At 72.4% G+C, this 15,042-nt stretch carries 14 protein-coding genes; 1 reads left to right on the top strand and 13 read right to left on the bottom strand.

Annotation, left to right across the window (positions count from 1 at the left end; translation table 11 throughout):
- Positions 1 to 162 precede the first annotated feature (162 nt).
- From ftsA to ftsW, 9 genes are all read right to left on the bottom strand, one after another.
- The gene (ftsA, locus tag BUE30_RS05775) at positions 163 to 1,497 is read right to left on the bottom strand and encodes a cell division protein FtsA (RefSeq protein WP_073326898.1); all 1,335 of its coding nucleotides are present in this window, start codon (positions 1,495 to 1,497) and stop codon (positions 163 to 165) included.
- A gap of 37 nt (positions 1,498 to 1,534) precedes the next feature.
- Positions 1,535 to 2,434, bottom strand: a complete 900-nt coding sequence (locus BUE30_RS05770; protein ID WP_073326897.1) for a cell division protein FtsQ/DivIB — start codon at positions 2,432 to 2,434, stop codon at positions 1,535 to 1,537.
- Positions 2,422 to 3,336, bottom strand: coding sequence for a D-alanine--D-alanine ligase (locus BUE30_RS05765; RefSeq protein WP_073326896.1), 915 nt, complete (start codon positions 3,334 to 3,336; stop codon positions 2,422 to 2,424). The genes BUE30_RS05770 and BUE30_RS05765 overlap by 13 nt, the downstream gene beginning before the upstream one ends.
- 172 nt (positions 3,337 to 3,508) lie before the next feature.
- Positions 3,509 to 4,453 carry a UDP-N-acetylmuramate dehydrogenase gene (gene murB / locus BUE30_RS05760; RefSeq protein ID WP_073326895.1) on the bottom strand — a complete coding sequence of 315 codons (945 nt, stop codon included), beginning with the start codon at positions 4,451 to 4,453 and terminating at the stop codon, positions 3,509 to 3,511.
- On the bottom strand, positions 4,450 to 4,758 hold the full coding sequence (locus tag BUE30_RS05755) for a DUF2484 family protein (RefSeq protein WP_073326894.1): 309 nt from the start codon (positions 4,756 to 4,758) through the stop codon (positions 4,450 to 4,452). Before BUE30_RS05755 ends, murB begins: the two co-directional genes overlap by 4 nt.
- On the bottom strand, positions 4,755 to 5,009 hold the full coding sequence (locus BUE30_RS05750) for a DUF2484 family protein (protein WP_073326893.1): 255 nt from the start codon (positions 5,007 to 5,009) through the stop codon (positions 4,755 to 4,757). Before BUE30_RS05750 ends, BUE30_RS05755 begins: the two co-directional genes overlap by 4 nt.
- Positions 5,006 to 6,427, bottom strand: coding sequence for a UDP-N-acetylmuramate--L-alanine ligase (gene murC, locus BUE30_RS05745; RefSeq protein ID WP_073327714.1), 1,422 nt, complete (start codon positions 6,425 to 6,427; stop codon positions 5,006 to 5,008). The genes BUE30_RS05750 and murC overlap by 4 nt, the downstream gene beginning before the upstream one ends.
- Complete coding sequence (locus tag BUE30_RS05740; RefSeq protein ID WP_073326892.1) at positions 6,427 to 7,533, bottom strand: UDP-N-acetylglucosamine--N-acetylmuramyl-(pentapeptide) pyrophosphoryl-undecaprenol N-acetylglucosamine transferase; 1,107 nt, start codon at positions 7,531 to 7,533, stop codon at positions 6,427 to 6,429. The genes murC and BUE30_RS05740 overlap by 1 nt, the downstream gene beginning before the upstream one ends.
- Positions 7,534 to 7,606: 73 nt before the next feature.
- Positions 7,607 to 8,770, bottom strand: coding sequence for a putative lipid II flippase FtsW (gene ftsW / locus BUE30_RS05735; RefSeq protein WP_073326891.1), 1,164 nt, complete (start codon positions 8,768 to 8,770; stop codon positions 7,607 to 7,609).
- Positions 8,771 to 8,969: 199 nt separating this feature from the next.
- Between ftsW and BUE30_RS05730 the strand changes: the two genes are divergently transcribed.
- Complete coding sequence (locus BUE30_RS05730; protein WP_073326890.1) at positions 8,970 to 10,154, top strand: BaiN/RdsA family NAD(P)/FAD-dependent oxidoreductase; 1,185 nt, start codon at positions 8,970 to 8,972, stop codon at positions 10,152 to 10,154.
- 240 nt (positions 10,155 to 10,394) lie between these two features.
- Here the strand turns inward: BUE30_RS05730 and murD are convergent, their stop codons facing one another.
- From murD to hflC, 4 genes are all read right to left on the bottom strand, one after another.
- Positions 10,395 to 11,804 (bottom strand): UDP-N-acetylmuramoyl-L-alanine--D-glutamate ligase, encoded by a 1,410-nt coding sequence (murD, locus tag BUE30_RS05725; RefSeq protein WP_073326889.1) that lies wholly within the window; start codon positions 11,802 to 11,804, stop codon positions 10,395 to 10,397.
- A 106-nt stretch (positions 11,805 to 11,910) separates the two neighbouring features.
- Complete coding sequence (locus BUE30_RS05720; protein WP_073326888.1) at positions 11,911 to 13,413, bottom strand: Do family serine endopeptidase; 1,503 nt, start codon at positions 13,411 to 13,413, stop codon at positions 11,911 to 11,913.
- A gap of 213 nt (positions 13,414 to 13,626) precedes the next feature.
- Positions 13,627 to 13,824 (bottom strand): DUF2065 family protein, encoded by a 198-nt coding sequence (locus BUE30_RS05715; RefSeq protein ID WP_073326887.1) that lies wholly within the window; start codon positions 13,822 to 13,824, stop codon positions 13,627 to 13,629.
- Positions 13,825 to 13,832: 8 nt separating this feature from the next.
- Positions 13,833 to 15,026 carry a protease modulator HflC gene (gene hflC / locus BUE30_RS05710; RefSeq protein WP_083601166.1) on the bottom strand — a complete coding sequence of 398 codons (1,194 nt, stop codon included), beginning with the start codon at positions 15,024 to 15,026 and terminating at the stop codon, positions 13,833 to 13,835.
- Between the last annotated feature and the right edge of the window lie 16 nt (positions 15,027 to 15,042).

Genomic DNA, 15,042 nt, shown 5'->3' with positions numbered 1-15,042 from the left:
AAGCCGCGGGTCGCGCATATGCTGCTGACACTGCCCGTGCCGTCCGGCGCGGAGGTTTTCCACCGTCGCCCGATCCCTACAAACCGCCCTTCGTGGGCGAGGGCAAGCCCCGCCCCGCGCGATCGGCCGACCTTCGCCGCCCCCGGGGAGGGGGGCCGCCGCCTACCAGTTGTCGCGAAACCAGCGGACCGCGCGCTTGAGCGAGCGGGCCGGGTATTTCTCGGCCGGGATCTCGAAATCCCACCATTCGTCCTGGGGATTCGCCGCGAACAGGCTGAGGCCCACGGCGGCCGCGAAGGCCGATCCCGTCGCCGCCTGCGGCAGGCCCTGCACGCGCAGCGGCCGCCCGAGCCGTATCTGGCTGCCGAGGATGCGCCCCGCGATCCAGTCGATGCCGGGGATCTGGCTGCCGCCCCCCGTCAGGACGATCTGCTGGCTGGGCAGCTGGTCGAAGCCGGCGGCGTCGAGCCGGGCGCGCACCTCCTCGAGGATCTCCTCCACGCGGGGGCGCATGATGCCGATGAGTTCCGCGCGCGAGACGGTGCGCCGGTCCTTGTCCCAGTCGCCGCTGTCGCCGCCGATCTCGATCATCTCGCGGTCGTCCATGCCGGTCGCCTCGACCCCGCCGTAGAAGGTCTTGATCCGCTCGGCGACCGCCACGTTGACCTGCAGGCCCATCGAGATGTCGGAGGTGACGTGATCGCCGCCCATCCGCACGCTGTCGGCGTAGATCATGTGCCCGCGCCAGAAGATCGAGATGCCGGAGGCCCCGCCGCCCAGATCGATGCAGGCCGCGCCCAGCTCCTGCTCGTCCTCGACGAGCGAGGAGATGCCCGAGACATAGGCCGACGAGGCGAGCCCCGCGAGCTCGAGGTCGCAGCGCTTGATGCAATGCAGCAGGTTCTGGATCGACGCGCCGTCTACCGTCAGCAGGTGCAGGTCGGTCGACAGCCGGTTGCCGATCTGGCCCCGCGGATCGGCGAGGCCGGAGCGGTGGTCGAGCGCGAAGTTCACCGGCTGGGCATGCAGCACCTCGCGGCCCGCGCCGAAATCGGGGACGTCGCAGGCGGCGAGCACCGCGCCGATATCGCCGTCGGTCACCGGCATCCCGTGCAGGTCCACCGACCCGTCGAGCCCGTAGCTGCGGGGCCGCGCGCCCGAGAAGCAGGCGATCGCGTGATCGACGCGCACGTTCGCCATCTTCTGCGCCGCCTGCACGGCGGTGCGGATCGCGCGCTCGGTCTCGGCCATCGCCTCGATCTCGCCGAAGCGGACGCCGCGGGACCGGGTCGTCGCGGCGCCGATCACGCGGAACTGGCTCTGCCCGGCCATGCGCCCGACGCCGCTGTCGCCGTCGGGCGCCGGCCCGTCGAAGCGCAGGACGAGGCAGGCGATCTTCGACGTGCCCACGTCGAGCACGGCGATCACGCCGCGCTGCATCGCCGCCCGGCGCATGTTCCGCATCGCGCGCTGCGACTGGTAGAGATCCCGCGTCATCCGTCCTGCCCCATTCTTGTCGTTGTGCCTTGCCCCGTCACCGGCCGTCCCCCGAGGCCAGCCGCAGCGTGTCCATCCCCATCGGCGAGACCCGCACGATGATCCGCTGCGCGTTGCGCAGGTCGATCACCGAGACGTCCCGGTCCAGCACGTCCTGCGTCTCGTCCAGCGCCAGCAGCCGCTCGAGCGCCGCCACGGGCTGCTGCTCCGGCAGCAGCACGCGCTGGTCGCGGTCCAGCAGCAGGTCCCAGCGCCGCTGGCCCATCCGCACCAGGCCGCGGACCCGGTCCTCCAGCGGGCGGGCCGCCTCGAACAGGGCCAGCGCCTCCTCGGTATGGGCACGCACGCCGTCCCCGGCGAGCAGCGGCAGGTCGGGCCGGTCGGTGCGGGCCGCGATCATGCCGGTCATCACCCCGTCGGCGTCCAGCAGGCGCAGCCCGTCGAGATGCCGCCAGACCGCCACCGGGCGCCGCTGGTCGACCGCGATCTCGAGCACGCCGCCCGGTCGCACCCGCACGACGGTCTCGCGCACCGCTGTCAGGTCGGTGACGGCGGCGCGGATCTCCTCGAGGTCGAGGGCGAAGGACGAGACGGGAAAGGCGATCTCGTGCGCGCTCAGCACCTGGCCGATCGCCGCGGCGAGGGCGAGGTCCGCGCCCGAGACGTCGACGCCCGTGACCATGAATTCCGGCCGCGTCTCGATCTGCTGGCGCAGGCCGGCCACGACCTCGCGGGCGGCGTCGCGGTTCTCGCGCTGCGCGGCCCAGCCGATGACGAGCCCGCCGATCACGATCACCGGCAGCCCGACCCGCAGGAAGCCGCGGAAGGACGGCGTCAGCATCAGCCGGTGGAAGCGGTAGCCCCAGCGCGACGGGGCGGGATCGACCCGGCCCGGCTTCTCGGCCGGGCGCCGGACGAGCGAGATCAGCGATCGCACGAGGCATCCTCCACCAACCAGCGGCAGAGCGCCGGGAAATCCATGCCGGCATGGGCGGCCTGCTCGGGCGAGAGCGAGGTCGGCGTCATGCCGGGCTGGGTATTGGTCTCCAGCACGACGAGCCCCGCGAGGCCGCGGGCTTCGTCCCAGCGGAAATCGGTCCGGCTGAGTCCGCGGCAGCCGAGCGCGCGGTGGGCGGTCTCGGCATGGGCGAGGCAGGCGTCGAACACGTCCTGCGGGATCTCGGCCGGAACGACGTGGCGCGAGCCGCCGGTCTCGTATTTCGCGGCATAGTCGTACCAGCCGTCGGTGACGATGTCGGTCACGGTCAGCGCCCGGTCGCCGAGCACGCTCACCGTCAGCTCGCGCCCCGGCACGTAGCTCTCGACCATCACCGTCTCCGGCATGTCGGGAGAGAGGGTCGGCGGCCCGTTCGCGCGCTCGCGCACCAGGTAGACCCCGACCGAGGAGCCCTCGTTGTAGGGCTTCACCACGTAGGGCGGGTCCATGACATGGGCGGCCTCGACCTCGGCCCGGGCGGCGAGGCGGCTGTCGACCACGGGCAGGCCGTGCTGGCGGTAGACCGCCTTGGCCCGCTCCTTGTCCATGGCGAGGGCCGAGGCGAGCACGCCGGAATGGGTGTAGGGAATGCGCAGCCATTCGAGCAGGCCCTGCACCGTCCCGTCCTCGCCCCAGCGGCCGTGCAGCGCGTTAAACACGGCGGCGGGGCGCAGCTCGGCCAGCCGCGCGGCCAGGTCGGGCCCGGCATCCAGTTCGGTGACGTCGTAGCCGGCGGCGCGCAGCGCGACCGCGCATTCGTGCCCGGACGAGAGCGAGACCTCGCGCTCGGCCGACGGGCCGCCCTTCACCACGACGATATGCTGGCCCGGAAAGGCCCCCATGCTCTGTCCGCCTCGAATCCGCGGGCGTTTGCCGCCCGTCTGTCTGTCCTGCGGTCCGCGGGCGTTCGTCGCCCGTCGCACCGATCCGGCGGGACCTGCCCGCCGGTGCCTGTTCCCCCGGATCCGCCCTCCCCTGCCCGGGGGAGGCTGTTCGTCGCGGTCTGCGGGGTCGTCAGCGCGCGGGATCGCCCACGCGCATGATTTCCCACTCTAGCCGGATGCCTTGACTCTCGTAAACCCTCTTACGGACGAGTTCGCCCAGGGATTCGAGATCCTCTGCCGTGGCATCCTCTGCATTGGTCAGGAAATTGGAGTGTTTCTCGTTCATCACCGCGCCGCCGATGCGCGCGCCGCGCATCCCCGCCTCGTCGATGACCTTCCACGCCTTCAGCTCGTGCGTGTCGTCGTCCCGCCCGGTGGAACTGAAACCCGCCGGGTTGCGGAAGGTCGAGCCGGCGGTGCGGTCCTTCGACGGCTGGGTCTCGTCGCGGCGGGCGAGCTGCTCGGCCATCCGCGCCGCCAGCGCCTCGGGATCGCCCTCGGGCGCGGCGAAGATCGCCTCGACGACGACCGCGCCCTCCGGCAGGTCGCTCTGCCGGTAGCGCATGTTCAGGGCGGCGGCGGGCAGCGTCTCGGTGCGGCCGTCCCTGTGGATCACGCGCACGCTCTCCAGCACGTCGGCGGTATAGGTGCCGTAGCAGCCGGCATTCATCCGCACCGCCCCGCCTATGCTGCCGGGGATCGTGCGCAGGAAGGTCAGGTCGCGCCCCGCCTCGGCCGCGCGCCGCGCGACATGCGCGTCGAGCGCGGCCGCCCCCGCATGGACTCTGCCCCCCTCGACTCGGATCCCGTTGAAGCCGCGCCCGAGCCGGATCACCACGCCGCGGATGCCGCCGTCGCGGACGATCAGGTTGGACCCCACCCCCATCGGAAAGACCGGCACCCCGGCCGGCAGCGCGGCGAGGAAGCCGGAGAGATCCTCCTCGTCCGCCGGCTGGAACAGCACGTCCGCCGGGCCGCCGACCCGCATCCAGGTCAGGCCGGACAGGTCGCGGTCCGGGGTCAGCGTTCCGCGCACCGGCGGCAGGTCGATCGGCAGCGTGGCATGGTCGGTCATGGAGCCTCTCCTTCGGTGCCCGGTGCGGCGCCGGGGGCGGTGCCCGGGGCGGTCCCGGCGCGGCGGCCGCGCCGCCGCACCCACCGGGCGAGATGGATCACCGGCCAGCGCAGCACGCTCGCCCCCATGGCGAGCACGACCAGGCCGATGACGGGTCCGTTCGTCGCGGTGACCCAGCCCACGATGGGGATGCCGATCGCGATCAGCCCGTAGGCCCGGCGCCAGTGATGGTCGCGGCTCGGCAGCAGGGCGAGCAGGTGGGCCAGCACGACCCAGAGGAAGGCCGCGACGAGCGCCGGGTTCATCGCGGGATCTCCGGCCTCTGCCCCCGCGCCCGGGCGAGGAGGTAGCGGATCGGATTGCGCATCATCGAGGCAAAGGCGGCGAGGCCGAGGGCCAGCACCCACCAGCCATGCGCCACGGCCAGCCAGGCCAGCAGGAAAGGTGCGCTCACGAGCAGGACCAGCCCGGGCACCATCTGCCGCCGCATCGGCAACAAGGCCGTCACGGTCCCCAGCAGCGCCCAGAGACAGGCGGCTGTGAGCGCGGGGCTCACCCCGCCTCCGCCAGCCGCGCGGGCAGCGCGTTCGCCCAGGCGCTGATCGTGCCGGCGCCGAGGCAGACGACGATGTCCCCCGGCCGGGCCTGCTCGCGCACCAGCCGGACGAGATCGTCCTCGCAGGTGACGGAGCGGGCATGGCGGTGGCCATGGGCGATCAGCCCGGCGACGAGGTCGTCGCGGCTGGCGCCCGGGATCGGCTCCTCGCCCGCGGCGTAGACCTCGGCGATGCCGACCACGTCGGCCTCGTTGAAGCAGGTGCAGAAATCCTCGAACAGCGAGGACAGGCGGGAATAGCGGTGCGGCTGGTGCACGGCGATCACCCGCCCCTCGCTGGCCTGCCGGGCGGCCTTCAGCACGGCGGCGATCTCGACGGGATGGTGGCCGTAATCGTCGATGATCGCGACCTCGTTCCACTCGCCCACCTTGGTGAAGCGGCGATTGACGCCGCCGAACTTGGCCAGCGCCGCGCGGATCCCGTCATGGCTCATCCCCAGATGCCGTGCCACGGCGACGGCGGCGAGCGCGTTGGACACGTTGTGGTCCCCCGGCATCGGCAGGGTGCAACCCTCGATCACCGCCTCCTCGGCCTGGAGGGCGATGTCGAAATGCGCGACGCCCCTGGCATAGCGCAGGTTCACCGCCCGCACGTCGGCCTGCGCGTTGAAGCCGAAGGTCACGACCCGCCGGTCGCGGACGCGGCCCACCAGCGCCTGCACCTCCGGATGGTCGGTGCAGCAGATCGCCAGCCCGTAGAACGGCACGCCCGAGACGAAGTCGCGGAACCCCTCGCGCAGCTTCTCGATCGAGCCCCAGTGTTCCATATGCTCGGGGTCGATATTGGTGACGATGGCGATGGTCGCGGGCAGGCGGGTGAAGGTGCCGTCGCTCTCGTCGGCCTCCACCACCATCCATTCCCCCTCGCCCATCCGCGCGTTCGAGCCGTAGGCGTGGATGATGCCGCCGTTGATGACGGTGGGGTCGATCCCGCCCTCGTCCAGCAGCGCCGCGACCATCGTGGTCGTCGTCGTCTTGCCGTGGGTGCCGCCGATGGCGACGTTGGACTTCAGCCGCATCAGCTCGGCCAGCATCTCGGCCCGGCGCACGATGGGCAGGCCGCGCTGGCGCGCGGCGTCGAGCTCGGGATTGCCGGTCTTGATCGCCGAGGAGATCACGACGACCTCCGCCCCGTCCAGATTCTCGGCCGCCTGCCCGACATGGACCGTCGCCCCCATCGCGACGAGCCGGTCGGTGATCTTCGACGATTTCAGGTCCGACCCCTGCACCCGGTAGCCGAGATTGAGCAGGACCTCGGCGATGCCGGACATCCCGATCCCGCCGATCCCGACGAAGTGGATCGGCCCGATGTCGAGGGGCAGCTTCGTCGCGTTGGTCATCCGGGGGCTTCCGTCCATCATCCTGCACTCTCCTCTGTCCGGCCGGCAACCCGGGCCACCAGGTCCGCCAATCTCTCCGCCGCGTCGGGGCGGCCTACGGCCAGCGCCGCACGGGCCATTCCCGCCGCCCGCGCGGGATCGCCCAGCAGCGCGGCGATCCGCGCCGTCAGCGCCTGCGGGTGGACGTCGCTCTCCGGCATCAGCTCCGCCGCGCCGGCCTCGACGAGGCCGCGCGCATTCGCCGTCTGCTCGTCGCGCAGCGCGCTGGCGAGCGGGACGAGGATCGCGGGGCGGCCGATCACGCTCAGATCCGCGACGGTCGAGGCGCCGGACCGCGCGATCACCAGCTGCGCCGAGGCGATGCGGTCCGGCATGTCGGTGAAGAAGGGCACGACCTCGGCCCGCACCAGCGCCTCGTCGTAGAAGGCGCTCACGCGGTCCACGTCCTCGGACCGCGCCTGGTGGCTGACGCGCAGCCGCTCGCGCATGTCGCGCGGCAGCTCGGCGATGGCCGGGGGCACCACGTCCGACAGGATCCGCGCGCCCTGGCTGCCGCCGGTGACGAGGATCTCCATCGGGTGATCGCCCGGCGCGATGTAGGGGGCGCCGGCCCGGGCGCGGATCGCCGCGCGGACCGGGTTGCCGACCGGCGTGCCGGTCACCCCGGCGGGCAGATCGGTGGGCCAGATGCCGCAGGCCACGGCGTCCACCCGCCGGGCGAAGAGCTGGTTGACCCGCCCCAGAACGCCGTTCTGCTCGTGGATCATCCGCGGCACCCGCAGCAGCGTCGCCGCGCCCAGCGCCGGGATCGACGGGTAGCCGCCGAAGCCGACCACCACCGCCGGCCGGTCGGCCCGCATCCGCCGCGCCGCGGCGAGGGTGCCCGCCCCGATCCGCGCCGGCACCAGCGCCTTCTGCAGCGGCGACCGGCCCGCCGTGGTGCCGGAGGCGACGACCTCGACGGCGACCTCGGCCGGGAAGCCGCCCACGTAGCGGGCGCCGCGCGCATCGGTCGACAGCGCGACCCGCCAGCCGCGGGCCAGCATCGTCTCGGCCAGCGCCTGGGCGGGAAAGAGGTGTCCGCCGGTGCCGCCGGCGGCGAGGAGAAGGAGGGGGGCCGTCATGGGGCGCGTCCCTGCCCCGCCCCCGGCCCGGGGGTCAACCCGGGTCCGGCGGCGGGGCGGCGCGATGCGCGGCTCACCGCGCGCGTCCGAGGAAGTCGCCGATCTCGCCCTGCGGGCGGGTCCGGGTGAAGGCCAGCAGCATCCCCACCGCGATGCCCCCCGCGATCAGGGACGAGCCGCCGTAGCTGACGAAGGGCAGCGTCATCCCCTTGGCCGGCAGCAGCCGCACCGCGACGCCCATGTTGATCATCGCCTGCACGCCGAAGGCGCAGGCCAGCCCCGTCCCGGCGAGCCGGATGAAGGGATCGCGCTCCTTCATCAGGCGCACCAGCGAGCGCACGACGATCACGGCGTAGAGGGCGAGGATCAGCAGCACGCAGATCAGCCCGTATTCCTCGGCCGCCACGGCGATGATGAAATCGGTATGCGCGTCGGGCAGCGACCACTTCACCTGCCCCTCGCCCACGCCGACGCCGAAGAACCCGCCCTCGCGGATCGCGTTCGTGGCGTAGCCGATCTGGGTCGTCGGATCGATCTCGGGGTTGAGGAAGCCGTCGATGCGGCGGGCGAAGTGCTCGGAATTCTCGTAGAAGACCGTCCCGGCGAAGATCACCACCCCGGCGAGGCAGACGAGCAGCGTCATCGGCGCCCCGGCGACGAAATACATCACCCCCCAGGAGAAGAGGACGAGCGCGGATTGCCCGAAATCGGGCTGCAGCGCGAGGAAGCCGACGATCACCATGGTCAGCGCCAGCGACCAGGTCTTGCCCGGCGGGCCGCCGATCTCCTGCCCCGCGGCCATCAGCCAGGCCGCGACGACGACGAAGCCCGGCTTGAGGAACTCCGACGGCTGGACCGAGGCGAAGCCGAAGGAATACCAGCGCACCGCGCCCTTGCCGAAATCGGTCCCGAAGATCGGCAGCAGCATGATCGCGACGAAGGACACGGCGAAGCCGACCACGGCGAGGCGCCGCACGACGCGCGGGCTCAACATCGAGATCAGCAGCATGGTCAGCAGCGCCACCGCCCCGAACGAGGCCTGCCGCGCGACGTAGTAGAAGGGCTCGACATTGTTGCGCGCCGCCAGCGGCGGCGAGGCGGCGAGGCCGAGCAGCAGCCCGATCCCGAACAGGATCAGGATCGAGGACATCGTCCACTTGTCGATCGTCCGCCACCAGCGCGGCAGCACCGGATCGCCGGACGCGATCGGCACGGCGCCGTGCACCATCTCGGTCATGGGGTGTCCACCCGTTTGCCTCGTATCCGCCCGGGTTCGTCCCGGGTCTGGCCGCCAGTGTAGCGAATCGGGGGGCGGGTTGGAAAGCGGCAATCTGCGGCGCGCCCGTCCCTTGCGAAGAGCCGGAGGCGCGAGGGCCGATGCGCCCCCGGCGCCTCTCCCCCTTGCGGCCGACCCGGCCCCGCGGCAAGGCCCCCGCATGGAGTGCCGCACCCTCATCCTCGGCGCCGGCGCCGCCGGCCTCTACGCCGCCGCCCGGACCGGGCCGGACACGCTCGTGCTCGACCACGCGAAACGCCCGGGCGAGAAGATCCGCATCTCCGGCGGCGGGCGCTGCAACTTCACCAATACCGGCACCGAGGCCGGGAACTTCCTCTCCGCCAATCCCCACTTCGCCAAGAGCGCGCTGGCCCGCCTGACGCCGTGGGACTTCCTGGCCGAGGTCGAGGCGGCCGGTATCGCCTGGCACGAGAAGACGCTGGGCCAGCTCTTCTGCGACGGCTCCTCCCGCCAGATCGTCGAGATGCTGACCGGCGCCGCCGCCCGCGCCGGGGCCGCGATCCGCATGGAGACGGGACTCGGCGAGGTCGGCCATGACGGCAGCCGCTTCACCGTGGAGACGGTGCGGAACGGCCGGGCCGAGACGATCCGCGCCCGCCACCTCGTCGTCGCAACGGGCGGCAAGTCGATCCCCAGGATGGGGGCGACCGGGCGCGGCCTCGAGATCGCGCGTCGCTTCGGCCTCGCCGTGACGGAGACGCGGCCCGCCCTCGTCCCCTTCACCTTCTCGGGCCAGCCCTTCGCGGGCCTGTCGGGCCTGTCCCTGCCGATCACCGCCCGCGCCGCCGAACGCGGACCCGCCTTCCCCGAGGCGATGCTCTTCACCCATCGCGGCCTGTCCGGCCCCGCGCTCCTCCAGGCGTCGAACTACTGGCACGAGGGCGAGGAGATCGTCCTCGACCTCGCCGGTCCCGGCCTCGGCGCGGCGCTGGTCGCGGCGAAGCGGCAGGAGGGCGCCAGGGCGCTGCGGACCCATCTCGCCCGGCACCTGCCCGCCCGTCTGGCCGAGCATCTGTGCGAGGGGATCGCGGGCGCGGGCCGGCCGATCGCGGACTGGCCGGATGCCGAGCTGGCCACCCTGGCGGACAGGCTGGCCGACTGGCGCCTCGTCCCGTCGGGGACCGAAGGCTACCGCACGGCGGAGGTCATGCTCGGCGGCGTCGACACGGCCGGCCTGTCGTCGAAGACGATGGAGGCCAAGGCGGTGCCAGGCCTCTACTTCATCGGCGAATGCGTCGACGTCACCGGCTGGCTGGGCGGCTACAACTTCCAGTGGGCCTGGGCCTCGGCCGCCGCCGCCGCCGCCGCGATCCGGGACGCCTGAGCGGCGCCGCCCCCGGCCACGCACCCTACCCCCGCTCCGGTCCCGAGCCCGGCCGCCCCCCTCCCGGCTCCGCGCGCCGCTGGCAGAGGCTACGCCCCTCCCCGGGGTCGGGGCGGGCCGTCCCCTCCTTCGCGGGTTGCAAATACCGCGGCGCCGTCCCGTCCGCCCGCGCCCCGCAGGGGTCAGCGTGCGACCGGATGGACCGGGCCCCGGGCACACCGCCGGCGGAAGGCTGCGCCGTCAGCGCCCCGCCGCCAGCCCGCGCTCGACGCAGGCGACGAAATCCTCGCCCCGCCGCTCGAAATTGTCGTACTGGTCGAAGCTCGCCGCCGCCGGCGCCAGCAGCACGGTGTCGCCGGGCTCGGCTTCGGCCATGGCGCGGATCACGGCCACGTCCATCGTCGTGCAGATCTCGGCCTCCACCCCCGGCAGGGCGCGGGCAAAGGCCTCGGCCTCGCGCCCGATCACGTAGGCCTTGGCCACCGACCCCAGATGCGGCTCCAGCGCGCCGAGGCCCCCCTCCTTCATCAGGCCCCCGCAGATCCAGCGGATGCGGGGAAAGGCGCGCAGCGCCATCTCGGCGGCGTCCACGTTCGTCGCCTTGCTGTCGTTGACGAAGGCGACGCCGCCCCGCTCGGCGATCAGCTGGCTGCGATGCGGCAGGCCGGGATAGCTCGCCAGACCCGCCTCGATATCGCGCGGGCCGAGATTCAGCGCCCGCAGCGCGGCATAGGCGCAGCAGGCGTTCTGGTGATTGTGCGCGCCGGGCAGACCCTTGATCGGGCGCAGGTCGATGCTCGCCTGCTGCCGGCCCTTGCGCCATTCGGCGAGATGCCCCTTGCGGGCGAAGACCGACCAGGCTGCGTCCTTCAGCCCCTGCTCGACCGAGACCCGGATCACCCGGGGATCGCCGGACCCTTCGGTCAGCTGGTTCGCCAGGAACCGCCCCTCGACCTCGTCCACGCCGATCACGGCCCGGTCGGGCCCGCCCTCGGCGAAGAGCCGGCGCTTGGCCGCGAAATAGCCGCCCGGCCCCCCGTGCCGGTCGAGATGGTCGGGCGAGAGATTGGTGAAGACCGCGACATCCGGCGTCAGCGCCCGCGCCAGCTCGGTCTGGTAGGAGCTGAGCTCCAGCACGATCACCTCGCCGTCCCGCGGCGGGTCGAGGTCGAGGACCCCCCGGCCGATATTGCCGGCGAGCTGCGCGGGGCGTCCGGCCTCGGTCAGGATGTGGTGGATCAGGGCCGAGGTGGTGGACTTGCCGTTCGATCCGGTCACCGCGATCACCCGCGGCACGGTGTCGTGCCGGGCGAAGGCGTCGCTCCCGAAGGAGCGGAAGAAGAGGCCGATGTCGTTGTCGACCGGCACCCCCGCCTCCAGCGCGGCCGCGATGGCCGGGTGCGGCGCGGGATAGAGATGCGGGATCCCGGGCGAGACGATCAGCGCGGCAAGGCCCGTCATCCCGCCGGGCGCGGTCAGGTCGCGCAGGGTGAGGCCCGCCGCCTCCGCCGCGTCGCGTCCCGGCGCCCCGTCGTCCCAGACGACGGGGCGGGCCCCGCCCGCCGCCAGCGCCGCCGCCGTCGCCCGCCCCGACCGGCCCAGGCCGAGCACGCCGACCTCCTGCCCCTCGAATCCCGCCACCGGTATCATCGCGTGCCTCCGCCCGACTTCGCCCCCGTTCTGGCAAGCGGCGCCCGGAATGCAAAGAGGCGCCCCGAAGGGCGCCTCCCGCAGGTCGTCCGGTTCCGGGCCGGGATCAGCCCTCGCCCACCGTCAGCGCGACGAAGCGGGGATCGGCGCCGCGCCGCACGAGCAGCAGCAGCGACTTGCGTCCCGCCGCCTCGGTATCGGCGATGCGCGCCTCGAGATCGGCGACGCTGGTCACCGCCTGCTGGCCCGCCTCGACGATGACGTCGCCGGGCGCGATGCCCTTGGCCGCCGCGTCCGAGGCCGGGTCGACCTCGGTGACGACGATGCCTTCCTCGACGGTCAGGCCGTACTCGTCGGTCAGCTCCGGCGTGATCGTCGAGAGCGACAGGCCCAGCAGTTCCTCGGGCGCGACCTCGGCGTCGGGCGCATCAACCGAGGCCGGCACCGGCACGTCGACATTGCCCTCGCGGCGGCCGAGCTCGACCGTGAGAGAGACCATCCCGCCGTCGCGCAGCACCTCGACCGGGACTTCCTTGCCGATCGGCGAGTTGCCGACCACGCGGACGAGCTCGCGCGTGTCCTGCACCTCGACGCCGTCGAAGGTCATGATGACGTCGCCCGCCTCCATGCCCGCGTCGAGCGCCGGCCCTTCCGGCACGTCGGTGACGAGCGCGCCGGTCGCGCTGGCGAGGCCCTCGATCGCGTCGACCATGTCGGGGCTGACATCCTGAATCCGCACGCCCAGCCAGCCGCGGCGGGTCTCGCCGAATTCCTGCAGCTGGTCGACCACGTTCTCGACCACGGCCGAGGACATGGCGAAGCCGATCCCGATCGAGCCGCCGTTGGGCGACAGGATCGCGGTGTTCACCCCGATCACCTCGCCGTCCATGTTGAAGAGCGGCCCGCCGGAATTGCCGCGGTTGATGGCGGCGTCGGTCTGGATGTAGTCGTCATAGGTGCCCGAGAGCGCCCGGTTGCGGGCCGAGATGATCCCGGCCGAGACCGAGAAACCCTGCCCCAGCGGGTTGCCCATCGCCATGACCCAGTCGCCGACGCGGCTGCCCGTGCCGTCGCTGTCGCCGAAGGACACGTATTGCAGCGGGCTGTCGTACTCGACCTTGAGCAGCGCGATGTCGGTGTTGGGATCGGTCCCGATCAGCTCGGCGGGGAGGAACTCGCTCGGCTGGTTCTCGCCGGGGAAGAACTCGATCTCGATCTCGTCCGCGCCCTCGATGACGTGGTTGTTCGTCACGATGTAGCCGTCGGCCGAGATGACGAAGCCCGAGCCGAGCGCCGAGGACCGGCGCGGCGCGCCATCCTGGCGGTCCTGGAAGTCGCGGAAGAAATCCTCGAAGGGCGAGCCCTCGGGAACGATCCCCTGCGGTCCGGTCTGGCCCGAGACCATCGTCGAGGTGGTGATGTTCACGACCGCCGGGCTGACCAGCTCGGCGAGGTCGGCGAAGGTGGCGGGCCGGGTCTCGACGGTCTCCTGCGCCGTCTCCGCGTCGATCTCCTGCGCGGTGAGGATCCCGGTCTGGCCGGTCAGCGCCACGCCCAGCGACAGGACGGCGACACCGGCAAGCGGGGCAGCTTTGGTGATGGCCTTCATGTGGTCGATACTCCTGATTCTGTCCGGGTCGTCTCCGGCCGGGGTCCCCCCCGGACGGCGCCGCGCGTCTGGCCACGCGGCCTTCCCCGGATGTCGCGGACCATGCGCCGGACCGGGGCCGATCCGCAACACAAAGGACGCTAACAGGGCGTCACAGGGCGTTGAGCGCTTGTAATCTTCGAAAACGGACCGGGGAGAGCGCTGTACCAGCCCTCAGCCCACACCCAGCGACCGCCCCAGCGCGAGGAGCAGCGCCCCCAGGGTCAGCGCGAGGAAGCCGATCAGCCGCCGCGCCTCCACCGGCAGGGCGCGGAGCGCGGCGAGCAGGTCCTCGACGCGCGAAGGGGCCAGTGCGACCACCAGCCCCTCCACGATCAGCACGAGCCCGAGGGCCCAGAGCACGGTCCCCATCGCCGGCGTCAGTTCGCCGTCTCGGGATCGGGGTCGACGTTGATCGCCGCGGGCGGAACGTCGTCGTCCTCGGTGACGATCGCGTCCGGCAGCGGATCGCCCGCCGCGTCCTCTTCCGCGCCGGTCTCGAGCGGCGCGTCGGAGGTCTCGTCGATCACGAACTCGGCGCTCTCGTCCGAGAGCGAGGTCGCCTGCTCGTCGGCGTCGATCTGCGCGGGGCTCGATTCGGGCGGCGTGCCCTCCACCTGGGCCTCCTCGGGCAACTCGCCCGGCTCCAGCGTCTCGCCCTCGACCGCGCCGCCCGATGTGCCGGGCGTCGGAGCCTGGGCCGGCCGGTCGCCGTCGTAGAGGTAGTCGAAGAACGAGCTGTCCGGCGTCAGCACCATCGTCGAGTTCCGGCCCTGCAGCGCCAGCTCGTAGGCCTGCATCGAGCGGTAGAAGTCGAAGAACTCGGGATCGGCGCCATAGGCGCTGGCGAAGATGCCGTTGGCCTGCGCGTCCGCCTCGCCTCGGGTGATGTCGGCGTCGCGGTTCGCCTCTGACAGCGTCTCCGTCACCGTCCGGTCGGCCAGCGCGCGCACCCGCTGGGCCGCCTCGTTACCCCGGGCGATCTCGTCCGCGGCCTCGCGCTGCCGCTCGGCCTCCATCCGGGCGAAGGTCGCGTCGAGGTTCTGGTCCGGCAGCATCGTCTGCTTCAGCCGCACGTCCACCACGTCGATGCCGAGCGAGAGGGCCTGCTCCCGCGCCTGGTCGCGGATCCGGTTCATCAGCGTGCGCCGGTCCTCGGACAGGATCGTGTCGGACGTGACCTGATCGGCGCCCAGCACCTCGCGGATCTGGGCGTTGAGGATGTTGGTCAGCCGGTCCTCGGCGACGCGCACGCCGCCGATGCCGACCGCCTGCCGGAACCGCACCACGTCGGCGATCCGGTAGCGGGCGAAGGCGTCGACCGACAGGCGCCGATCGTCCGAGGGCGTCACCTCGATCTCGGGCGTGTCGAGGGCGAGGATCCGGTCGTCGTAGCTCACGACCTCCTGGACGAGCGGGATCTTGAAGCCCAGCCCCGGCTCTTCCTGCACGCGGACGATCTGCCCGAACTGCAGGACGAGGGCCTTCTCGCGCTCGTCCACGACGAAGATCGAGCTGAGGCCGAGCGCGATCAGGATCACGACGAGGGGGAGGATGATGATGGACTTGTTCATGTCTCGGGCCCCCCTA

Source organism: Wenxinia saemankumensis (assembly GCF_900141735.1).
Lineage (GTDB): Bacteria > Pseudomonadota > Alphaproteobacteria > Rhodobacterales > Rhodobacteraceae > Wenxinia > Wenxinia saemankumensis.
Note: the sequence above shows the minus strand (reverse complement) of the source record. Positions and strands in the feature narration are given on the sequence as shown.

Bases quoted from the DNA above. Each gene is read 5' to 3' on its own strand.
- BUE30_RS05740 (WP_073326892.1), bottom strand. From the start codon at position 7,533: ATGACGGCCCCCCTCCTTCTCCTCGCCGCCGGCGGCACCGGCGGACAC.
- ftsW (WP_073326891.1), bottom strand. From the start codon at position 8,770: ATGACCGAGATGGTGCACGGCGCCGTGCCGATCGCGTCCGGCGATCCG.
- BUE30_RS05720 (WP_073326888.1), bottom strand. From the start codon at position 13,413: ATGAAGGCCATCACCAAAGCTGCCCCGCTTGCCGGTGTCGCCGTCCTG.
- ftsA (WP_073326898.1), bottom strand. From the start codon at position 1,497: ATGACGCGGGATCTCTACCAGTCGCAGCGCGCGATGCGGAACATGCGC.
- BUE30_RS05730 (WP_073326890.1), top strand. From the start codon at position 8,970: ATGGAGTGCCGCACCCTCATCCTCGGCGCCGGCGCCGCCGGCCTCTAC.
- hflC (WP_083601166.1), bottom strand. From the start codon at position 15,026: ATGAACAAGTCCATCATCATCCTCCCCCTCGTCGTGATCCTGATCGCG.
- BUE30_RS05715 (WP_073326887.1), bottom strand. From the start codon at position 13,824: ATGGGGACCGTGCTCTGGGCCCTCGGGCTCGTGCTGATCGTGGAGGGG.
- BUE30_RS05765 (WP_073326896.1), bottom strand. From the start codon at position 3,336: ATGGGGGCCTTTCCGGGCCAGCATATCGTCGTGGTGAAGGGCGGCCCG.
- BUE30_RS05755 (WP_073326894.1), bottom strand. From the start codon at position 4,758: ATGAACCCGGCGCTCGTCGCGGCCTTCCTCTGGGTCGTGCTGGCCCAC.
- murC (WP_073327714.1), bottom strand. From the start codon at position 6,427: ATGGACGGAAGCCCCCGGATGACCAACGCGACGAAGCTGCCCCTCGAC.
- murB (WP_073326895.1), bottom strand. From the start codon at position 4,453: ATGACCGACCATGCCACGCTGCCGATCGACCTGCCGCCGGTGCGCGGA.
- murD (WP_073326889.1), bottom strand. From the start codon at position 11,804: ATGATACCGGTGGCGGGATTCGAGGGGCAGGAGGTCGGCGTGCTCGGC.